This is a genomic window from Brevundimonas sp., from assembly GCF_004210735.1.
In the GTDB taxonomy this organism is placed as follows: Bacteria; Pseudomonadota; Alphaproteobacteria; order Caulobacterales; family Caulobacteraceae; genus Brevundimonas.
Genome location: NZ_SDZL01000012.1, coordinates 37,824 through 55,564 on the forward strand (window position 1 = coordinate 37,824; position 17,741 = coordinate 55,564).

Annotated in this window: 14 protein-coding genes and 1 tRNA gene; 7 read left to right on the plus strand and 8 right to left on the minus strand. The window is 65.7% G+C overall.

The annotated features are described in order from the left end of the window. Positions 1 to 91 precede the first annotated feature (91 nt). Positions 92 to 1,744 (plus strand): CTP synthase, encoded by a 1,653-nt coding sequence (locus EON91_RS04190; RefSeq protein ID WP_292091817.1) that lies wholly within the window; start codon positions 92 to 94, stop codon positions 1,742 to 1,744. A gap of 400 nt (positions 1,745 to 2,144) precedes the next feature. Continuing rightward, positions 2,145 to 2,351: a hypothetical protein gene (locus EON91_RS04195; protein ID WP_292091818.1), complete on the plus strand. Its 207-nt coding sequence runs from the start codon at positions 2,145 to 2,147 to the stop codon at positions 2,349 to 2,351. Positions 2,352 to 2,583: 232 nt separating this feature from the next. Here EON91_RS04195 and EON91_RS04200 read toward each other — a convergent pair whose 3' ends face one another. Next, positions 2,584 to 3,246 (minus strand): hypothetical protein, encoded by a 663-nt coding sequence (locus EON91_RS04200; protein ID WP_292091819.1) that lies wholly within the window; start codon positions 3,244 to 3,246, stop codon positions 2,584 to 2,586. A 96-nt stretch (positions 3,247 to 3,342) separates the two neighbouring features. Then, positions 3,343 to 3,432, minus strand: a tRNA-Ser gene (locus EON91_RS04205). 181 nt (positions 3,433 to 3,613) lie between these two features. Between EON91_RS04205 and EON91_RS04210 the strand changes: the two genes are divergently transcribed. Genes EON91_RS04210 through EON91_RS04230 form a run of 5 tightly spaced genes read left to right on the plus strand, consistent with a single transcriptional unit; the run spans position 3,614 to position 7,627 of the window. Continuing rightward, a complete protein-coding gene (locus EON91_RS04210; protein ID WP_292091820.1) occupies positions 3,614 to 4,378 on the plus strand; it encodes a septal ring lytic transglycosylase RlpA family protein in 765 nt (254 codons plus the stop codon). Between the two features lie 48 nt (positions 4,379 to 4,426). Beyond that, a complete protein-coding gene (gene tmk / locus EON91_RS04215; protein ID WP_292091821.1) occupies positions 4,427 to 5,050 on the plus strand; it encodes a dTMP kinase in 624 nt (207 codons plus the stop codon). Next, positions 5,047 to 6,027, plus strand: a complete 981-nt coding sequence (locus EON91_RS04220; protein WP_292091822.1) for a DNA polymerase III subunit delta' — start codon at positions 5,047 to 5,049, stop codon at positions 6,025 to 6,027. The genes tmk and EON91_RS04220 overlap by 4 nt, the downstream gene beginning before the upstream one ends. Next, on the plus strand, positions 6,027 to 6,812 hold the full coding sequence (locus EON91_RS04225) for a TatD family hydrolase (RefSeq protein WP_292091823.1): 786 nt from the start codon (positions 6,027 to 6,029) through the stop codon (positions 6,810 to 6,812). Before EON91_RS04220 ends, EON91_RS04225 begins: the two co-directional genes overlap by 1 nt. Next, entirely contained in the window at positions 6,809 to 7,627 is an 819-nt protein-coding gene (locus EON91_RS04230) for an MBL fold metallo-hydrolase (protein ID WP_292091824.1), read from the plus strand. Before EON91_RS04225 ends, EON91_RS04230 begins: the two co-directional genes overlap by 4 nt. Positions 7,628 to 7,774: 147 nt before the next feature. Here the strand turns inward: EON91_RS04230 and EON91_RS04235 are convergent, their stop codons facing one another. The 6 genes from EON91_RS04235 to EON91_RS04260 all read right to left on the minus strand — a co-directional run bounded on the left by EON91_RS04235 (position 7,775) and on the right by EON91_RS04260 (position 17,678). Next, on the minus strand, positions 7,775 to 11,161 hold the full coding sequence (locus EON91_RS04235; RefSeq protein WP_292091825.1) for an error-prone DNA polymerase: 3,387 nt from the start codon (positions 11,159 to 11,161) through the stop codon (positions 7,775 to 7,777). Next, positions 11,158 to 12,558, minus strand: a complete 1,401-nt coding sequence (locus EON91_RS04240) for a DNA polymerase Y family protein (protein WP_292091827.1) — start codon at positions 12,556 to 12,558, stop codon at positions 11,158 to 11,160. The genes EON91_RS04235 and EON91_RS04240 overlap by 4 nt, the downstream gene beginning before the upstream one ends. A gap of 49 nt (positions 12,559 to 12,607) precedes the next feature. Then, positions 12,608 to 13,339 (minus strand): hypothetical protein, encoded by a 732-nt coding sequence (locus tag EON91_RS04245; protein ID WP_292091829.1) that lies wholly within the window; start codon positions 13,337 to 13,339, stop codon positions 12,608 to 12,610. Between the two features lie 284 nt (positions 13,340 to 13,623). After that, the gene (lpdA, locus tag EON91_RS04250) at positions 13,624 to 15,027 is read right to left on the minus strand and encodes a dihydrolipoyl dehydrogenase (protein ID WP_292091831.1); all 1,404 of its coding nucleotides are present in this window, start codon (positions 15,025 to 15,027) and stop codon (positions 13,624 to 13,626) included. 9 nt (positions 15,028 to 15,036) lie between these two features. Continuing rightward, on the minus strand, positions 15,037 to 16,305 hold the full coding sequence (locus EON91_RS04255; protein WP_292091832.1) for a pyruvate dehydrogenase complex dihydrolipoamide acetyltransferase: 1,269 nt from the start codon (positions 16,303 to 16,305) through the stop codon (positions 15,037 to 15,039). Next, positions 16,302 to 17,678: a pyruvate dehydrogenase complex E1 component subunit beta gene (locus EON91_RS04260; protein ID WP_292091834.1), complete on the minus strand. Its 1,377-nt coding sequence runs from the start codon at positions 17,676 to 17,678 to the stop codon at positions 16,302 to 16,304. The genes EON91_RS04255 and EON91_RS04260 overlap by 4 nt, the downstream gene beginning before the upstream one ends. Positions 17,679 to 17,741 lie beyond the last annotated feature (63 nt).

Here is a 17,741-nt window from a genome sequence, read left to right on the forward strand (position 1 = left end):
CGCCGCAGGGCGCGCTTTCTTCTTTTGATCAACAGTTCGTTCGCGATCGGGCCATGCCCGCGCCGCGAATCATGGAGTAAGGTGTCCGCCCATGGCTCGCTATGTGTTCATCACCGGCGGCGTGGTTTCCTCGCTTGGAAAAGGCCTCGCCTCCGCCGCTCTCGGCGCTCTTCTGCAGGCGCGCGGCTACAAGGTCCGCCTGCGCAAGCTGGACCCCTATCTGAACGTCGATCCGGGCACGATGAGCCCCTATCAGCACGGCGAGGTCTTTGTGACCGACGACGGCGCGGAAACCGACCTGGATCTGGGCCACTACGAGCGTTTCACTGGTGTGTCGGCGGCGCGGTCTGATAACATCACCACGGGCCGCATCTATTCGACGATCATCGAGAAGGAACGGCGCGGCGATTATCTGGGCGCCACGGTCCAGGTCATTCCGCACGTTACGGACCAGATCAAATCCTTCTGCCTGACCAAGGCCCTGACCGATGACGGTGAGGACGTGGATTTCGTTCTGGTCGAGATCGGCGGCACGGTCGGCGACATCGAGGGGCTGCCGTTCTTTGAGGCGATCCGCCAATTGGGCCAGGACCTGCCCCGCGGCCAGTCGTGCTTTGTCCACCTGACGCTGTTGCCGTTCATCAAGACGGCCGGCGAGATGAAGACCAAGCCGACACAGCACTCGGTCAAGGAACTGCGCTCGATCGGCATCCAGCCGGACATCCTGCTGTGCCGCTGTGAGCAGCCGATCCCGGCCGACGAAAAGCGCAAGATCGGGCAGTTCTGCAATGTGCGCGAAAGCGGCGTGATCCAGGCGATGGATTCGGCCGATATCTATGCCGTGCCGCTGGATTATCACCGCGAGGGATTGGACAGCGAAGTTCTGGCTCATTTCGGCATCACCGACGCGCCCGAGCCCGACCTGACCGGCTGGGAAGAGATCGTCCGGCGCCGGCTGCATCCGGATGGCGAGGTCAATATCGCCGTGGTCGGCAAATATACGGTTCTCAAGGACGCCTATAAATCGCTGATCGAGGCGTTGCATCACGGCGGCGTGGCGAACAATGTTCGAGTCAACATCGACTGGGTCGAGGCCGACACCTTCGAGGGCGATCCCCAGGCCTGCGAGACGCGGCTGGCCAGCGCCCACGCCGTACTGGTGCCCGGCGGCTTCGGCGAGCGCGGGGCCGAAGGCAAGATCGAGGCGGCCCGCTTTGCCCGCGAGCGCAAGATTCCCTATTTCGGCATCTGCTTCGGCATGCAGATGGCGGTGATCGAGGCGGCGCGGAATCTGGCCGGCTATCCCAAGGCGTCATCGACCGAGTTCGGCCCGACGGCTGAGCCCGTCGTCGGTCTGATGACCGAATGGACTCAAGGGAACCAGCGCGTCCTGCGCCAGCAGGGCGGCGACCTGGGCGGCACCATGCGGTTGGGCGCCTATGACTCGACGCTGAAGGCCGGATCGAAGATCGCCGACATCTATGGCGCGACCGACATCAGCGAGCGGCACCGCCACCGCTACGAGGTCAACATCAACTATCGCGAAGCGATCGAGGAGAAGGCCGGTCTGGTTTTCGCCGGCCTGTCGCCCGACGGCGTCCTGCCCGAAACGGTCGAGCGCCCGGACCATCCGTGGTTCATCGGCGTCCAGTATCACCCGGAGCTGAAGAGCCGCCCGTTCAAGCCGCACCCGCTGTTCGCCAGCTTCATCGGCGCGGCGGTGGTGCAGAGCCGGCTGGTCTGATCCAGCCGGCTCCCGTCGGTCACAGGCGGTGTGCCAGTTGTCGGTCGGTTTGCAGATCAGGCCGAGGCGTTCGACGTGAGTCGTGCCGCGGTCGGCCGTCCATTTCAGCTGCTTGCACGGCCATTGGCCGATCGCGCGGTCGCTGACCACGGTGATCGCATAGGCGGTGCGGGTGTGCGAGCCGGTCCAGCGCAGAGCCTGGCCGACGGCCAGACCGCCGAGGTGGTTCTCGAGCACATACTGGCCCCACATTTTGGGAACTTCGTGCCGGACCCAAGAATCGAAATTGTAGCCGCCCTCGCAGCTGCTGCAGGCGTAGCGACCGACTTCGTCAAACGCCCTTCGGGCATCTTCGTCCGCCTGCGAGAATTTCATCTCTGTCGGATCGCGAAGTGAACCGGTGAAATTGGTGGGGCGCGGCGCGGGGAAGTCCTGGGCCAGCCCTCCGGCTGTGGCCTGCGGCGGTGTCGAGGCGGCGGCCGGGGGACGGGTGGTGTTTTGCGTGGTGGTCGCCGGTGTGGTTGCGGGCGGGCGCGCCGGGGGCGTGGTCAAGGGGCGTGTGGCGCCCTGGATGGCGCGATTGACCAGACCTTGCGCGGCGGATTGAGCGGCGCTGCGGGCGATGGCGCCCAGGAAATCCTGGGCCATGGCCGCTCCGGGCGCGACCAGGGCGAGAGCGCCAACGACAATGAGGGGGGAGGCGAAGGCGGATATGCGCATGGCCGGGCTCCGAATTCTGAGGGGGTCGGAACCCTGAGCCAGAACCGGAAAGCGATCCGCCGGTTATCGACCAGCGCGCGGCCAGACGACGAAGATGAGTTCGGGGGCGGCTCGATCCCTTAGAACACATCCATCCAGTTGTTGTTCAACTGGCAGTACAGGCCCATGCGTTCGGCGTGCGCCGGGCCCCGGTCGCCGGTCCATTTGACCTGTTTGCAGGGCCAACTTCCAACCGGCTGATCGTCTACGACGGTCAGGGCGTAGCGCGCGCCGCGGCTACCGGTCCATTCCAGCGATTCGCCGATGGCCATGCCGCCGATACGGCTTTCCAGGACCCGAAAACCCATCAGCTCACGGCGAGCATGGCGGATCCAGGTTTCATAGGCGTAGCCGCCTTCGCAATCGTCGCAGTCGACCTTGCCGAAATCCTCATAAGCCTTCTTGGCCGCCTCGTGATCGGCGCCGAAGCGCATGTCGTTCGGGTTGCGCATGGCGGTCGTGTAGTTGATCGGCGCGGGGTTCGCGAAACTGGACGCCGGAACGATCTGCGGTTCCTGCCGAGCGCGCGCGGGCGTGGAGGCAGGCTGAGGCGAGGGCGCGGTCGAGCCTTGGTGCGCACCCCCGTTCGCCGCGCCTGACACGGCGTTGTTGACCACGCCCTGGGCGGCGCTCTGGGCCGCACCACGCGCCATGCGACCCAGCCAGTCCTGGGCAAGGACAACGGTCGGCGCGGCTACGGATACTGCTGACAGGGTGGCCAGGATGATACGAATGCGGGTCACGAAATTGCTCCGGAAAATGTCCGGCCAAAGTCGTCGCTCGACGATAATTGAAAAGATGTACGGGACGAACGGTCGACCAACGTGTCGCGGCCGCTATGGCGGACAGGGTGGGATTCGAACCCACGGTAGGCTCTCACCTACGGCGGTTTTCAAGACCGCTGCCTTAAACCACTCGGCCACCTGTCCAGCGGCGAACCGCGAGCGGGGTGAATAGCCACAATCCTGCGTCTACCCAAGCAGAAATCGCGCAGGGACGGAGTCAGTCTGTGAGGTTTTCGTTAACCAGGCTGGAAGGCCCGCGCGTCATTGTGGGCGCATGAGCGGACGAGCGAATATCCGGAATGGTTGGGCGATGGCGGCGGCCAGCATGTTGCTGACAGCCTGCGCCAGCGTGGGCGGGAGTCATGGCCCTGCTGTCCGCGCGCCGGTGGTGATGGATCCGGCGCCGATCGTATTGGGGACCATGCGGCCCTATCAGATCAAGGGCCGCTGGTACCGACCGGCCGAAGATGCCGGCTATGACGAGGTGGGCATGGCGTCGTGGTACGGCGCCCAGCACAACGGGCGGCCGACCGCCAGCGGCGAGACCTTTGACATGAATGCGCTGACGGCGGCGCACAAGACGCTGCCCTTGCCCGGTCTGGTCGAGGTGACCAATCTGGAGAACGGGCGTCAGGCGATCCTGCGCATCAACGACCGGGGCCCCTTCTCGGATGGACGGATCATCGATCTGTCACGCGGCGCAGCCCAGGAACTGGGCCTGCTGGACAGGGGCGTGGGGCGGGTGCGGGTTCGCTATGTCGGCCGGGCCCCGCGAACGGGCGGGGGCGTGCGGGCGACGGCGACCCGGGCCGGGAACGACAACCCGGCGCGCGAGGCGCAGGTCGCGCCGCTCCCGGCCGAAGCGGACACCATCTGGGTGCAGGCCGCCATCTTCGCCAGCCGGGCGGAGGCGGAACAGGCGACCAGACGACTGGGGGAGCAGGCGCGTCTGGATGTCGTCGGTATGGCGCAGCCGCAAACCTGGCGCGTGTTGATCGGTCCCTGGCCCGACGCCAACGCCGCCGAGCGTGCGCGTCAGGCGGTCGTGGCGCGCGGCTATGGCGACGCCTTGTTGATATCCGGCTCCTGAGCGCCGCCGGGTCTTGGCCTAGGCCGTCTGCGCGGCCATGGTGCGCGCGTGACTCGCGGAAAATTCATCACGTTCGAGGGCGGCGAGGGCGCCGGCAAGACGACGCAGGCGCGGCTGCTGGCCGATCGCCTGCGCGCCCATGGGCTTGAGGTCGTCCAGACGCGTGAGCCGGGCGGATCGCCGGGCGCCGAGGCCATTCGCAATCTGGTCGTGTCAGGCGACGCCGAGCGCTGGTCCTCGCATACCGAAACCCTGCTGATGTACGCCGCGCGTTCGGACCATCTGGAGAAGACCATTCGCCCGGCGCTCGAGGTCGGGAAGTGGGTCGTGTGCGATCGGTTTGCGGATTCCAGCCGTGTCTATCAGGGCGCAGGCGGCGGGGCGCCGCTGACCCTGATCGAGGCGCTGGATGCGGCCATTGTGGGGGGCAGTCAGCCGGATCTGACCCTGATTTTCGACCTGCCGGTCGAGGTTGGGCTGGAGCGGGCGTTCGGGCGTGGCCTGTTCGAGACGCGCTTTGAATCCAAGGGGCTGGCCTATCATCAGCGGCTGCGCGAGGGTTTTCTGGCGGTTGCTGAAAGGCATCCCGGGCGCTGCGTGGTCATCGACGCCACGGGCGAGGTCGAAGACGTGTCCGAGCGACTGTGGCGCGCCGCGGAGCGCCTGCTGTGAGCGAGCATCCGCGTGACCGGTTCGACCTGATCCCCGATGCGGCGGCCGAAGAGGCGTTTCTGGACGCCCTGTCGCGGGGGCGGCTGCACCATGCCTGGTTGCTGTGCGGCGTCGAGGGAAGCGGCAAGGCCAGCTTCGCCTATCGCGCGGCACGTCGCCTGCTGGGCGGGGTCGAAGATCGAACGCGCGGTCCGCTGGGCGTGTCGCCGCATGATCCGGTGGCGCGTCTGATCTCGGCCCAGGCCCATCCTGATCTGCTGGTGCTGGAACGCGCGATTGAGGGGGGCAAGGTCAAGAAAACCATCTCGGTCGATCAGGCACGCGATCTGCCCGAATTCTTCGCCAAGAGCCCGTCGCAGGCCCGCTATCGCGTGGCGATCGTGGATGCGGCGGATGATCTGAACATAAACGCCGCCAATGCCTTACTAAAGATTCTTGAGGAACCGCCCGAGAATGGCGTGCTATTCTTGGTGACCCATGCGCCGGGGCGATTGCTGGCCACGATCCGGTCGCGTTGCCGGCGTCTGAACTTCCCCGTCTGGCCACAGGCCCGGCTGGAGGATCTGGTGATGAGCCGGACCGGCGTGACGCCCGATCAGGCCGAACGCGCCGCCGCCATGGCCGGCGGGTCGCCGGGCGCGGCGCTGGCGCTGGCTTCCGGCGCGACGCAGGAGGCGGACGATCTGGCCCGCCGCTGGGTCGAGGCCGGCGACATTGACCGGGCGGAACAGCTGGCCATCGCCGACACCTTTCGCGGGGCCGAGGGCGCGGCGCGTTTCGACGCCCTGCTGGACCGGCTGATCGCGGCTGTGAAGGACCGGGCCCTGACCGCGCCGGGCGGCGAGGGCGCCTGCTGGGCCGAACTGTGGACGCGGTTGGCGGAATTGCCGGATCGGGTCGCAGGTCTGAACATGGATCGGGGGGACGCCCTGGCCGGGGCGCTGGCCGATCTGGCGCGAACCAAGGCGGCCCGCTGATGCTGATCGACAGCCACGTCAATCTGCACGCCCCCCAGTTCGACGATGACCGTGACGCCGTGATTGCTCGTGCGCGACAGGCAGGCGTGCGGTTGATGGTCGAGATTTCGGACCGGCTGGAGACGTTCGAGGCGACGCACGGTCTGGCCATGGCGCACGACGACATCTGGTGCACCGTCGGTGTGCATCCGCACGAGGCGCGGCATTACGAAGACCTGACGACCGCGCGGCTGGTCGAACTGGCGCAGCGGCCCAAGGTCGTCGGGGTCGGCGAGTGCGGCCTGGATTTCCACTATGACCTGAGCCCGCGCGAGATTCAGGCCGAGGTGTTCCGTCGCCACGTGGTCGCGGCGCGCGAAACGGGCCTGCCGCTGGTCGTCCATACGCGCGAAGCGGACGATGTGATGGCGCAGATCCTGATCGAAGAACACGCGCGGGGGCCGTTCCGCCTGCTGATGCACTGCTACACCTCCGGGCCTGAACTGGCGCGGACAGCGGCGGAACTGGGGGCGTGGTTCTCGGTTTCCGGCATCGCCACCTTCAAGGCGGCCGAAGAGGTGAGGGCGGTGATCCGCGACATGCGGGCCGACCGCATCATCGTCGAGACCGATTGCCCCTATCTCGCGCCCGTGCCGCATCGCGGGCGGCGGAACGAGCCGGCCTATATCGGCCATGTTCTGGAAAAACTGGCCGAGATTCGCGGTTGGTCACATGAGGATGCCGACCGACGCACGACCGACGCCTTCTTCGCTCTGTTCGACCGCATTCCCCGGCCAGCGGCATGAGCGGGCAGGGCGCGCTGGAGGTCGTGATCCTGGGTTGCGGCTCCTCCGGCGGCGTACCGCGCGGGGACGGCGAATGGGGCGACTGCGATCCCACCGAACCGAAGAACCGGCGCACCCGCTGCTCGATGCTGGCGCGCCTGCACGGCCCGGACGGCGTGACCAGCGTGCTGATCGACACCTCGCCCGACCTGAGAGCTCAGGCCCTGGCCGCCGGGATCACCCATGTCGACGGGGTGCTGTTCACCCACGATCATGCCGATCAGGTTCACGGAATCGATGATCTGCGCGTCTTCGCCATCCGGTCGCGACGGCGCATTCCCGCATGGATGGATGTCGCCACCGAGCGATCGCTGACGCATCGGTTCGACTATATTTTCGAGAGCAAGCTGGGCTATCCGGCGATCATCGAGGCGCGTCGGTTGCCGCCGTACGGCGAGGGTTTCGTGATCGACGGGCCGGGCGGCCCCTTGCCGGTGACGACCTTTGATCAGGAGCACGGGTTGATCCGCTCGGTCGGTTACCGGCTGGGCGATGCGACAACCGGTGTAGTCGTCTATTCCAGCGACGTGTCGGGTTTGGATGAGGTCGCGTTGGACGCCGTTCGCGGGGCCGACCTGTGGATTCTGGACGCGCTACGCTACACACGCCATCCCAGCCACGCTCATGTTGATCAGTCCCTCAGTTGGATTGTGCGAACCGGCGTGCCGCGCGCCGTCCTGACGAATCTTCACATTGATCTAGATTACAATTGCTTGCGATCTGAAGTACCGCCCAATGTCGAAGTGGCGTTCGATGGTTGGGTATGGCGGCGGTAGGCTTGCGGTTCTTGGTCTGCTACAAGAAAATGTGATGTTCTTGGGTAATCGTCTCTCCACCGTCTTCGACAAGCGTTTGAAGTCTCAATCTTGAGCGTTGTAGGCGTGACGAAACGGGCGATCTGATGGCCGGATGATCAGCGTTGCTCAGTGGAAGTCGCGCGATCCCGGCAGGATGCGCACGTCGCGGGGATGGCGGTGTGGCGGTTGGCGCGGGGTCTGGGGATGGGCGACGACGTCGGCGCGGGCCAGTTGGATTTCCGCCACATGATCCTCGGACAGGCGCGATAGTTCGGCCGAGCGGTCGACGACGCGCCGGGCGACGACGTGGATGACTCCTTCAGGGCTTTTCTCGACCACTCCCTCGACCAGCATCAGGCGGGCGGACATCACCTCGCGCCGGAACTGCTCCAACATTCGCGCCCAAAGGACGACGTTGGTGATGCCGGTCTCATCTTCCAGGGTGACAAAGATGGCGTTGCCCTTACCCGGTCGCTGACGCACCAGGACAACACCCGCGACCTTGATCACGGAGCCGCCGCACCGGGTCTCGGTCGCTGCGCAACTGAGCACCTTTTCGGCATCCAAGACGGGGCGCAGCAACTGCATAGGATGCGCCTTAAGCGACAGGCGCGTGGTCTGGTAGTCGGAGGCGACATGCTCGCCCAGCGGCATTACCGGAAGGCAGGCGTCCTCTTCGGCGCCCAATTCGCGGGCGCCGCGTTCGTGCGCCTCGGCGGCCGCGAACAGGGGCAGGGGGGCGTCGTCGGGCAGGCGACGGACTGCCCATAGCGCCTCACGCCGGTCCAGGCCCAAGGAGCGGAAGGCGTCGGCATCGGCCAGCTTACGCATCGCGGCGCCGGACAATCTCGCCTGCCGGGCCAGGGTTTCAGGATCGGTCAGGGGACTATCGGCCCGTTCGAGAGATATTGAGGTCGCCCAATCCTCCCTGAACCCCTCGATCTGACGCATGCCCAGGCGCAGGACAGGCGCATCGGAAGGGCCTTCCAGGCTGTTGTCCCAATCGCTGTGGGAGACGTCGATGGGGCGCACCTCGATCCCGCCGATCTCTTGCGCCTCGCGCACGATCTGGGCTGGGGCATAGAAGCCCATGGGCTGGCTATTCAGGAGGGCGCAGGCGAAGGCGGCCGGGTGCCGCTTCTTCAGATAGGAGGAAATGTAGACCAGTCTGGCGAAGGAAATGGCGTGGCTCTCTGGAAAACCGTAGGAGCCGAAGCCCTTGATCTGTTCAAAGCAGCGCCGCGCGAAGTCTGGATCATAGCCGCGCGCGATCATGTTGGAGACCATCAAGTCTTCGTATTTCATCAAGTCGCCGTCGCCCCTGAAGGTGCCCATGGCTTTGCGCAAGCCGTTGGCTTCCTCAGGAGTGAAGCAGGCAGCGACCATGGCGATCTTCATCGCCTGTTCCTGAAACAGGGGCACGCCTAGGGTTTTCCTGACTATGGCTTCCAATTCGTCTTGGGGGTGTTCGAGGCCGGGGCGGGGATACTTGACCTCCTCCACGCCACTGCGCCGTCGCAAATAGGGATGAACCATGTCGCCCTGGATGGGGCCGGGGCGGACGATCGCCACCTGAATGGCGAGATCGTAGAAATTCCTGGGCTTAAGCCGTGGCAGCATGTTGATCTGAGCGCGGCTCTCGACTTGGAAGACGCCGATGGAGTGGCCCTTCTGGAGCATGGCGTAAACGTCGGGCTGTTCGTCGGGCACCGTGTGAAGCAGATAGGTCCGGTCCTGGTGCGCCTGGATCAGGTTGAAGGCTTTCCTGATGCAGGTCAGCATCCCCAGCGCCAGGATATCGACCTTCATCAGGCGCAGTTCGTCGATGTCGTCCTTGTCCCATTCGATGAAGGTGCGGTCCGGCATGGCGGCGTTGCCAATAGGGACAAGTTCGTCCAGCCGATCCTGGGTCAGCACAAAGCCGCCAACATGCTGGGACAAGTGGCGAGGGAAGCCCAACAGGCGCGAGGCCATGGCAACGGCGCGGCCGATCATCGGATTGGCGGCGTCCAGTCCAGCCTGTTCGACGTGCCGGTCGCCGATTTCGGTCCCCCAGCTTCCCCAGTGGCTGGAGGCCAGGCGGGCGGTGATGTCCTCAGTCAGACCCAGCGCCTTGCCCACGTCGCGAATAGCGCTGCGCGGGCGATAGCGGATGACGGTGGCGGCGATGCCGGCACGATGGCGTCCATACTTCTTATAAAGATACTGGATGATCTCTTCGCGCCGCTCGTGCTCGAAGTCGACATCGATGTCGGGCGGTTCGTTCCTGCTGGTAGACAGGAATCGCTCGAACAGCAGATCGTGCTTGGCCGGGTCCACCGAGGTGACACCCAGGACGTAGCAGACGGCGGAGTTGGCCGCCGACCCGCGTCCCTGACAGAGAATGCCGAGGTTATTGGCTTCCCGGACGATGTCGTGGATGGTCAGGAAATAAGGCGCGTAATCGGCGTTCCGGATGAAATCCAGCTCCTTTCGGAGCGTCGCTCTGACTTCTTCTGGAACACCGTCAGGATAGCGGATGTCGGCGTTGCGCCAAGTCAGGTAATCCAGCCACTCCTGCGATGTCGTGTGGGGCGGCGTTGGCTCTTGCGGATAGTTGTAGGTCAGGTCCTTGAGGTCGAAGATCACTCGCGACAGAAATGCGGTCGTCTCCGTTACGGCCTCGGGCGCATCCCGGAACAGGCGGAGCATTTCAGAGGGCGGCTTTAGCCAGCATTCGCCATTGACCTGCAGCCGGCGTCCGGCTGTTTCGATCGTCACACCCTCCCGAATGCATGTCAGAACGTCCTGAAGGTCGCGTTCTGCCGGCAAGTGATAGAGAACGTCGTTGATGGCCAGCAGGGGAACACCGGTCCGCGCCGCCATCGCCTGCAACCGTGCCAGCCTGCGCCGGTCGTCGCCCCGGCGAAGCATGGCGGCCGCCAGCCAGACCGCCCCCGGCGCTGCCTCGACCACGCGCGCCACTGTGGCGTCCAGTCCGGTCAGCCGGTCCGGCGGCATGACGATCAGCAGCAGCTCCTCGGGATCGGCCAGCAGGTCATGCAGGCCGATCTCGCATTCGCCCTTTTTCGCCCGGAGGTTGCCCAAGGTCAGCAGGCGCGTCAATCGCCCCCAGCCCGCCCGCGTCTCGGGATAGGCCAGAATGTCTGGCGTCCCGTCGTTGAAGCTCAAACGCGCGCCGACGATCAGGCGAAAATCGGCCGCCCACTGCTTGATCTCTTCCGACAGGGCCGGATCGTTTAATGGGTTTTCGACAAAGGCGACCTCGCCCGGACTACCGCCATCTCTCAGCTTCTCCGGCGGGGCCAGGCCGTCGCGGCGCAGATCATTCAGGGCGCTCCATGCCCGCACCACCCCCGCCACGGTGTTGCGGTCGGCCAGGCCCATCCCGGCATGGCCGCGTAGCAGAGCCGTCAGCACGAGGTCCTTGGGGTGTGAGGCCCCGCGCAAGAAGGAGAAGTTGCTGGTGGTCGCCAGTTCTGCATAGTCGCCGCGAGGGTCGTGAGCGCTCATGCGAACAACCCATGGATAAACCATCGCGGCTCGGCCGTTTCGCCGTAAAGGCCTTGGCGGAATAACCAGAAGCGACGCCCCTCGCTATCCTCGACGCGGTAATAATCGCGGGTTCGCTGGTCAGGGGCGCGCCACCATTCCCCATTGATCCGTTCGGGACCTTCGGAGCGCACGACCTGATGCAGGATTCTACGCCAGCGGAACCGCAGGGGCGAGCCGTCCGGCACCTCGGCCAGGGTTTCGACTGGCTGGGGCGGGTGGAACATCTGCAAGGGACGCAAGGGAGGAGCGTCCGGATCTGGCGCGGGCCAGTCGCCGTCCGAAACGTGTGCGGCCGCGGGGATCATACGCTGGGCACGTTCAGGCATGTGCGAGTCGTAAGGCGCGAACCGAAGCACCGCTTCTGGCCCCAGCCGCGCGGTCAGCCGGTCGATCAGGCGGCTGAAATCCTCGTCCGTCGGCCGGTCACCATCCAGACTGCGCTGAGTTTGCGCCAAAGTCTCGGCCGTTATCACCGCCATCCGAATCTGGTCGAAGCCGAAACCTGGATCCAGCGGGTTGGCCAAGGCCGCCAAACGCTCACGGAACAGGCGCAGGATCACATCTGCGTCGCGCGTCGGCCGACCGGTGCGCGTCATAATTCGTCGGGTGACGCCGTCCACGCGATAGAATCCGGCTTCAAAGACGCGCCCGCCCAGCCCGGCCTGATCCAGTCGATCGGCGGTCTCTACCAGCAGGACCGACAACACACGCTCGACATCTTCAGGCGCGGAAATCGGCTCGAAGAAGATGCGATCGACGACGATCGGCGGCGGCGGCCGATGCGATGTGATGCGCACATCCTCGTCGCCTAGCACGCGCGCCAGCCGTGCGGGAAAGTCGGCGCCGAAGCGGGCGGCCAGGGGCGCGCGGGGCCGATCATCAAGATCGCCGATCCGTTTCAGTCCCGCACGGCGCAGGGCTTGTTCCACCTTGTCCGGAAGCTCCAGCGCCGCGACCGGCAGGCGACGGACGGCAACGCGATCCTGTTCTGGCGTGAAGAGCCCGCCAGACCCGAAGCGGGCCAAGGCACGCGCACACTGGGGCGTTCCAGCCAGAGCGACGCGGGCCTGAAGCCCAGCCCGTCCGACGCGCCCTTTCAGAGCTCTCGCCAAACCCGTCTCGTCGCCGAAGAGGTGGGCGCAACCGGTCACATCAAGCATTACGCCGTGCGGCGGGTCCAGCGCGATCATCGGCGTGAAGCGGCCGAAGTCCTCCAACACCTGCGCCAGCAGGGCATCGTCGAGGTCTGGGCGATGGACGACGGTCCGCAGCAGGGGGGTGCGCGCTTGTGCATCGGCCAAGGTCATACCGGGCGTCAGGCCCACCTGCGCCGCCGCTGGATCGACGGCGGCCAACCCCAGCGAGCCGCCGACCTTTTCGATCAGAACCAAGGGTAGAGCGGGCTCAGACGATGCATCGGACGATGTCTGTGTCTCGCGCGCCAGCCGGTCGCTCGGCAGCCAGGGAAACCAGACCGCCAGATAGCGGCGCGGGTTCGACGAAGACGCGGTGTTCACGATCCCACTCCAGTGTCCAGGTTCGGGGTACGCCCCCGCCGCGATGACGTAACCGGGTCGCGGAAAAGGCCGGGCGGCCGGGGGCGTCCCTCTCCAGCGGCGCAGAGGCGACAGCGCGCACGGACCAGCGCGTCTCGGCCGCGCTTGGGGCCGGCTCGGCTGCCGCGCGTGCCAGGAAGACCGTCGCTCCGCCGGACCGGGCGGCCAGAGCCAGGCGGCGACTGGCGGTTAAATTCATCGCCCTTGCTTCACCCCAGGCGCTTAACAGCACGGCCCCGACTGCCTGGTTGCGCAACGCCTCTTCTCCCACGGCCAGCAGGGTCTGAATATCGCGTACCCGCACCAGCAACAGGTTCTGGGGCAAAAGCCCCATCTCGTTCAAACCGGGCGCATAAGGGCGGCCTGCCTCCTGCGCCGCCATTTCGTGGAGCGCCCACACGACCGGCCGCTCTGCCGCCGCTTCAATGGCCATGCCCAGTCCGACCGCATTCCCTGCCATCGCGTCTGCGGGGGAGGCGGCATAGAGGTCGTGCAGGGCCTGACGTGACAAAGACGCCAGTGGCCCGTCATCGCCGGCATGATCGCAGAGGCGTCCGCAATAACCCTCAAAGGCCGCCAAGCGCTCCTTTAAGGCGTTAATCTGGCCGGGCAAAACCCTGACGTTCTTCATTTGTTCTATTTCGATCTAACAGCTCTGCAAGTCAAGCGAAGCTGCTGGTCGATCAAGGCTGGTTGTTAAGCTGGCCCCTATGAAATCGATCATTCATGATAGGGTCCAAATCAGCCGCCATGCACTGATGGCTGTGCAGCTGACTATGTCTTATTTCGCATAATATATCTTAGGCGTATCTAAGAATTTTGCGACTTTCTTTCCTCAGACTCCGCGCGGAAAATCGCGAGCGTTCAGATGTGGATCACGCGGCCATAGGCGTCCAATGCCGCCTCGTGCATGGCTTCGGACATGGTGGGGTGCGGATAGACGATGCCGTGGATGTCTTCCTCGGTCGCCTCCATGGTGATAGCGGTGACGTAGCCCTGGATCATCTCGGTGACTTCGTGGCCGATCATGTGGGCGCCGATCAGGGCGCCGGTCTTGGCGTCGAAGATGACCTTTACGAAGCCGTCGGTGTCGCCCGAGGCGATGGCCTTGCCGTTCACGCGGAACGGGAAGCGGCCGATCTTGACCTCGCGCCCCTCGGCCTTGGCCCCTTGCTCCGTCATGCCGACGGACGCGACCTGCGGTTGGGCATAGGTACAGCCGGCGATGGGCGAATGGACGTTCGGCGTCTTGAAGCCGGCGATGTGCTCAGCCGCGTGGATGCCTTCATGGCTGGCCTTGTGCGCCAGCCAGGGCGCGCCGGCGCAGTCGCCGATGGCGTATAGGCCCCTAACGTTGGTCTGGCAGTGGCTGTCGGTCTTGACGTGGCCACGGTCCAGTTCGACGCCCAGCGCCTCCAGCCCGATGCCGTCGGTGTTGGCGGTGATGCCGACGGCCGAGATGCAGACCTCGGCCTCCAGCGTTTCGGCCTTGCCGCCGATTTCGACGGCGACCTGAACGCCCTTGGCCGACTTGGTGACCTTGGTCACCTTGGCGCCCAGCTTGAACTTCATGCCGCGCTTTTCGAAGGACTTTTGCGCGGCCTTTGAGACCTCTTCGTCCTCGACCGGCATGATGCGGTCCACGGCTTCGACGACCGTGACGTCGGAGCCCAGGGCGCGATAGAAGCTGCCGAACTCGATGCCGATGGCGCCCGAGCCGATGACCACGATCGACTTGGGCTGGAATTTCGGAGCCATCGCCTCGCGATAGGCCCAGATGCGGTCGCCGTCGGCTTCCAGGCCGATCTGTGGCAGGGCGCGGGCGCGGGCGCCGACGGCCAGCATGACCGACTTGGCCTCGACCGTGCGTGAGCCGCCGGCTTTGAGGGCGATGACGACCTTGGGCGCAGCCGCGCCTTTTTCCAGCTTGGCCGTGCCTTCGATGACCTCGATCTTGTTCTTCTTCATCAGGAAGCCGACGCCCTGATTCAGCTGTTTCGCCACGCCGCGCGAGCGCGCGATGATGGCGTCGAAGTCGAAGCCGACCTTCTCGGCCGACAGGCCATAATCCTTGAGGTGTGACAGGCTCTCGTACTTCTCGCCGGACTTCAGCAGCGCCTTGGTCGGGATGCAGCCCCAGTTCAGGCAGATCCCGCCCAGGTTTTCGCGCTCGACGACGGCGACCTTCAGGCCCAGCTGGCTGGCCCGGATCGCGGCGACATAGCCGCCCGGCCCCGAGCCGATGACGACGAGATCAAAGTCGGCCATGGTCGTTCCTTACGCCAGCATCGTCACAGGATTTTCCAACAGCGCCTTGAACGCTTGCAGGAATCGGGCGCCCACGGCGCCGTCGACCACGCGGTGATCGCACGACAGGGTGATGCTCATCACCGTGGCCACGGCCAGTTGACCGTTCTTGACCACGGGGCGCGGCTCCCCTGCCCCGACGCTCATGATGGCGCCCTGGGGTTCGTTGATGATCGAGCCGAACGACTTGATGCCGAACATGCCCAGGTTCGAAACCGAGAAGGTGCCGCCCTGGAATTCCTCGGGCTTCAACTTCTTGTCGCGGGCGCGCTTGGCCAGGTCCTTGGACTCGGTCGCGATCTGCGACAGCGACTTGGTCTCGGCCTTGCGGATGATCGGGGTGATCAGGCCGCCGTCGATCGCCACCGCCATCGCCACGTCGGCGTGGTGATGCATGGCGATGCCTTCGGGGGTGTAGCTGGCGTTGGCTTCCGGCACGGCCTTCAGGGCGCGGGCGGCGGCGGCGATGACGAAGTCGTTCACCGACACCTTGATCCCCTGCGGCTCCAGCATGGCGTTGACCTGGGCGCGCGCGGCCATCAGGCCGTCGATCTCAAGGTCGATGTTCAGCGGGAAGTGCGGAACGTCGCGGAAGCTGTCGGTCAGGCGGCGCGCGATGGTCTTGCGCATGCCGTCCAGCGGAATGAGGTCATAGGAGCCGGGCGCGATGCCCATCTGCTCCAGCGACTGGACCTTGCGCGGTTCGGCGCTGGCGGATGCAGAGGTCGCCGCAGACTTGGAGCCGCCCTGCCCTGCAGCCTCGACGTCGCGGCGAACGATGCGGCCGTGCGGGCCGGTGCCCTTGACGGATTTCAGGTCCACGCCGTTCTGGGCCGCGACCCGGCGCGCCAGCGGTGAGGAAAAGATGCGGCCGCCATCGGTGGATTTCGGGGCCGCCGGTGCGGCTTTGGAAGCCTCGGCGGGCTTGGCTTCAGCCTTGGGCGTCTCGGCCTTGGAGGGCTCGACGGGCGCTTCGGCCTTCTTCGGCGCGGGCGCGGGGTCGTCGCCCGACAGGCGGGCGATCGGTGTGTTGACCTTCACGCCTTCGGAGCCTTCGGGGACCAGGATCTCCAGAATCTCGCCCTCGTCGACGGCCTCGACCTCCATCGTGGCCTTGTCGGTCTCGATCTCGGCGATCACCTGACCGGCCGTGACGGTGTCGCCCACCTTCACGTGCCATTTGGCCAGGACGCCCTCCTCCATGGTCGGAGACAGGGCCGGCATCAGGATGTCGGTCATGCCATCACCTGCTTAACGGCGGCCACGATCTTGTCCACGCCCGGCAGCGACAGGGCTTCCAGGTTCGCGGCGTAGGGCAGCGGCACGTCTTCCTGGTGAACGCGCAAGGGCGGCGCATCCAGATAGTCGAAGGCGTGCTCGATCACCCGGGCCACGACCTCGGCGCCGACGCCCATCGAGCCCCAGCCTTCTTCGGCCGAGACCAGGCGGCTGGTCTTCTTGACGCTTTCGACAATGGTGTCGTGATCCAGCGGGCGCAGGGTGCGCAGGTCGATCACCTCGGCCTTGATGCCGTCCTCGGCCAGCTTCTCGGCGGCCTGCAGGGCGAATCCGACCATGCGGCTGTGGGCGGTGATGGTGACGTCCTTGCCTTCGCGGCGGACCTTGGCCTTGCCGATCGGCACGATCCAATCCTCGACCTCGGGCACATCGAACTCGAGGCCGTACATCATCTCGTGTTCGAGGAAGACGATCGGGTTCGGATCGCGGATCGCGGCCTTCAGCAGGCCCTTGGCGTCGGCCGCGTCATAGGGGGCGATGACCTTCAGGCCCGGGATTTGCGCATACCAGGCCGAATAGTCCTGGCTGTGCTGGGCGCCCACGCGTGACGCCGCGCCGTTGGGGCCGCGGAACACGATCGGCGCGCGGATCTGGCCGCCCGACATGTACAGGGTCTTGGCGGCCGAGTTGATGATGTGGTCGATGGCCTGCATGCCGAAGTTCCAGGTCATGAACTCGACGATCGGCTTCAGGCCCGCCATGGCCGCACCGACGCCCAGACCGGCGAAGCCGTGCTCGGTGATGGGGGTGTCGACGACGCGTTGTTCGCCGAATTCCTGCAGCAGTTCGCGGCTGACCTTATAGGCGCCCTGGTACTGGGCGACTTCCTCGCCGATCAGGAAGACGGCGTCGTCGCGGCGCATTTCCTCGGCCATGGCGTCGCGCAGGGCGTCGCGGATGGTCGTCTTCACCAGCTTGGCGTCGGCCGGGATTTCCGGATCGCGCAGCTCGACCTTGGGGCTAGGCGTCTGGGCCGGCGCCTTTTCGGGGTCGCCGGTCTTGCCTTCAGCGGCTTCCTTTGGCGCGTCCTCGGCCTTGGGCGCATCAGCCTTGGGCGCGGGAGCGGCCGCGCCGTCCTCGCCCGCCAGACGGGCGATCGGGGTGTTGACCTTCACGTTCTCGGCGCCTTCGGCCACCAGGATTTCGAGCACTTCGCCCTCGTCCACGGCCTCGACTTCCATCGTAGCCTTGTCGGTTTCGATCTCGGCGATCACCTGACCGGCCGACACGGTGTCGCCCGCCTTGATGTGCCACTTGGTCAGCGTGCCCTCTTCCATCGTGGGGGACAGCGCCGGCATCAGAATGTCGGTCACGGATCAGGCCTCCACGTAGACGTCGGTGTAGAGCTCGGACGGATCGGGTTCCGGGCTCTCTTG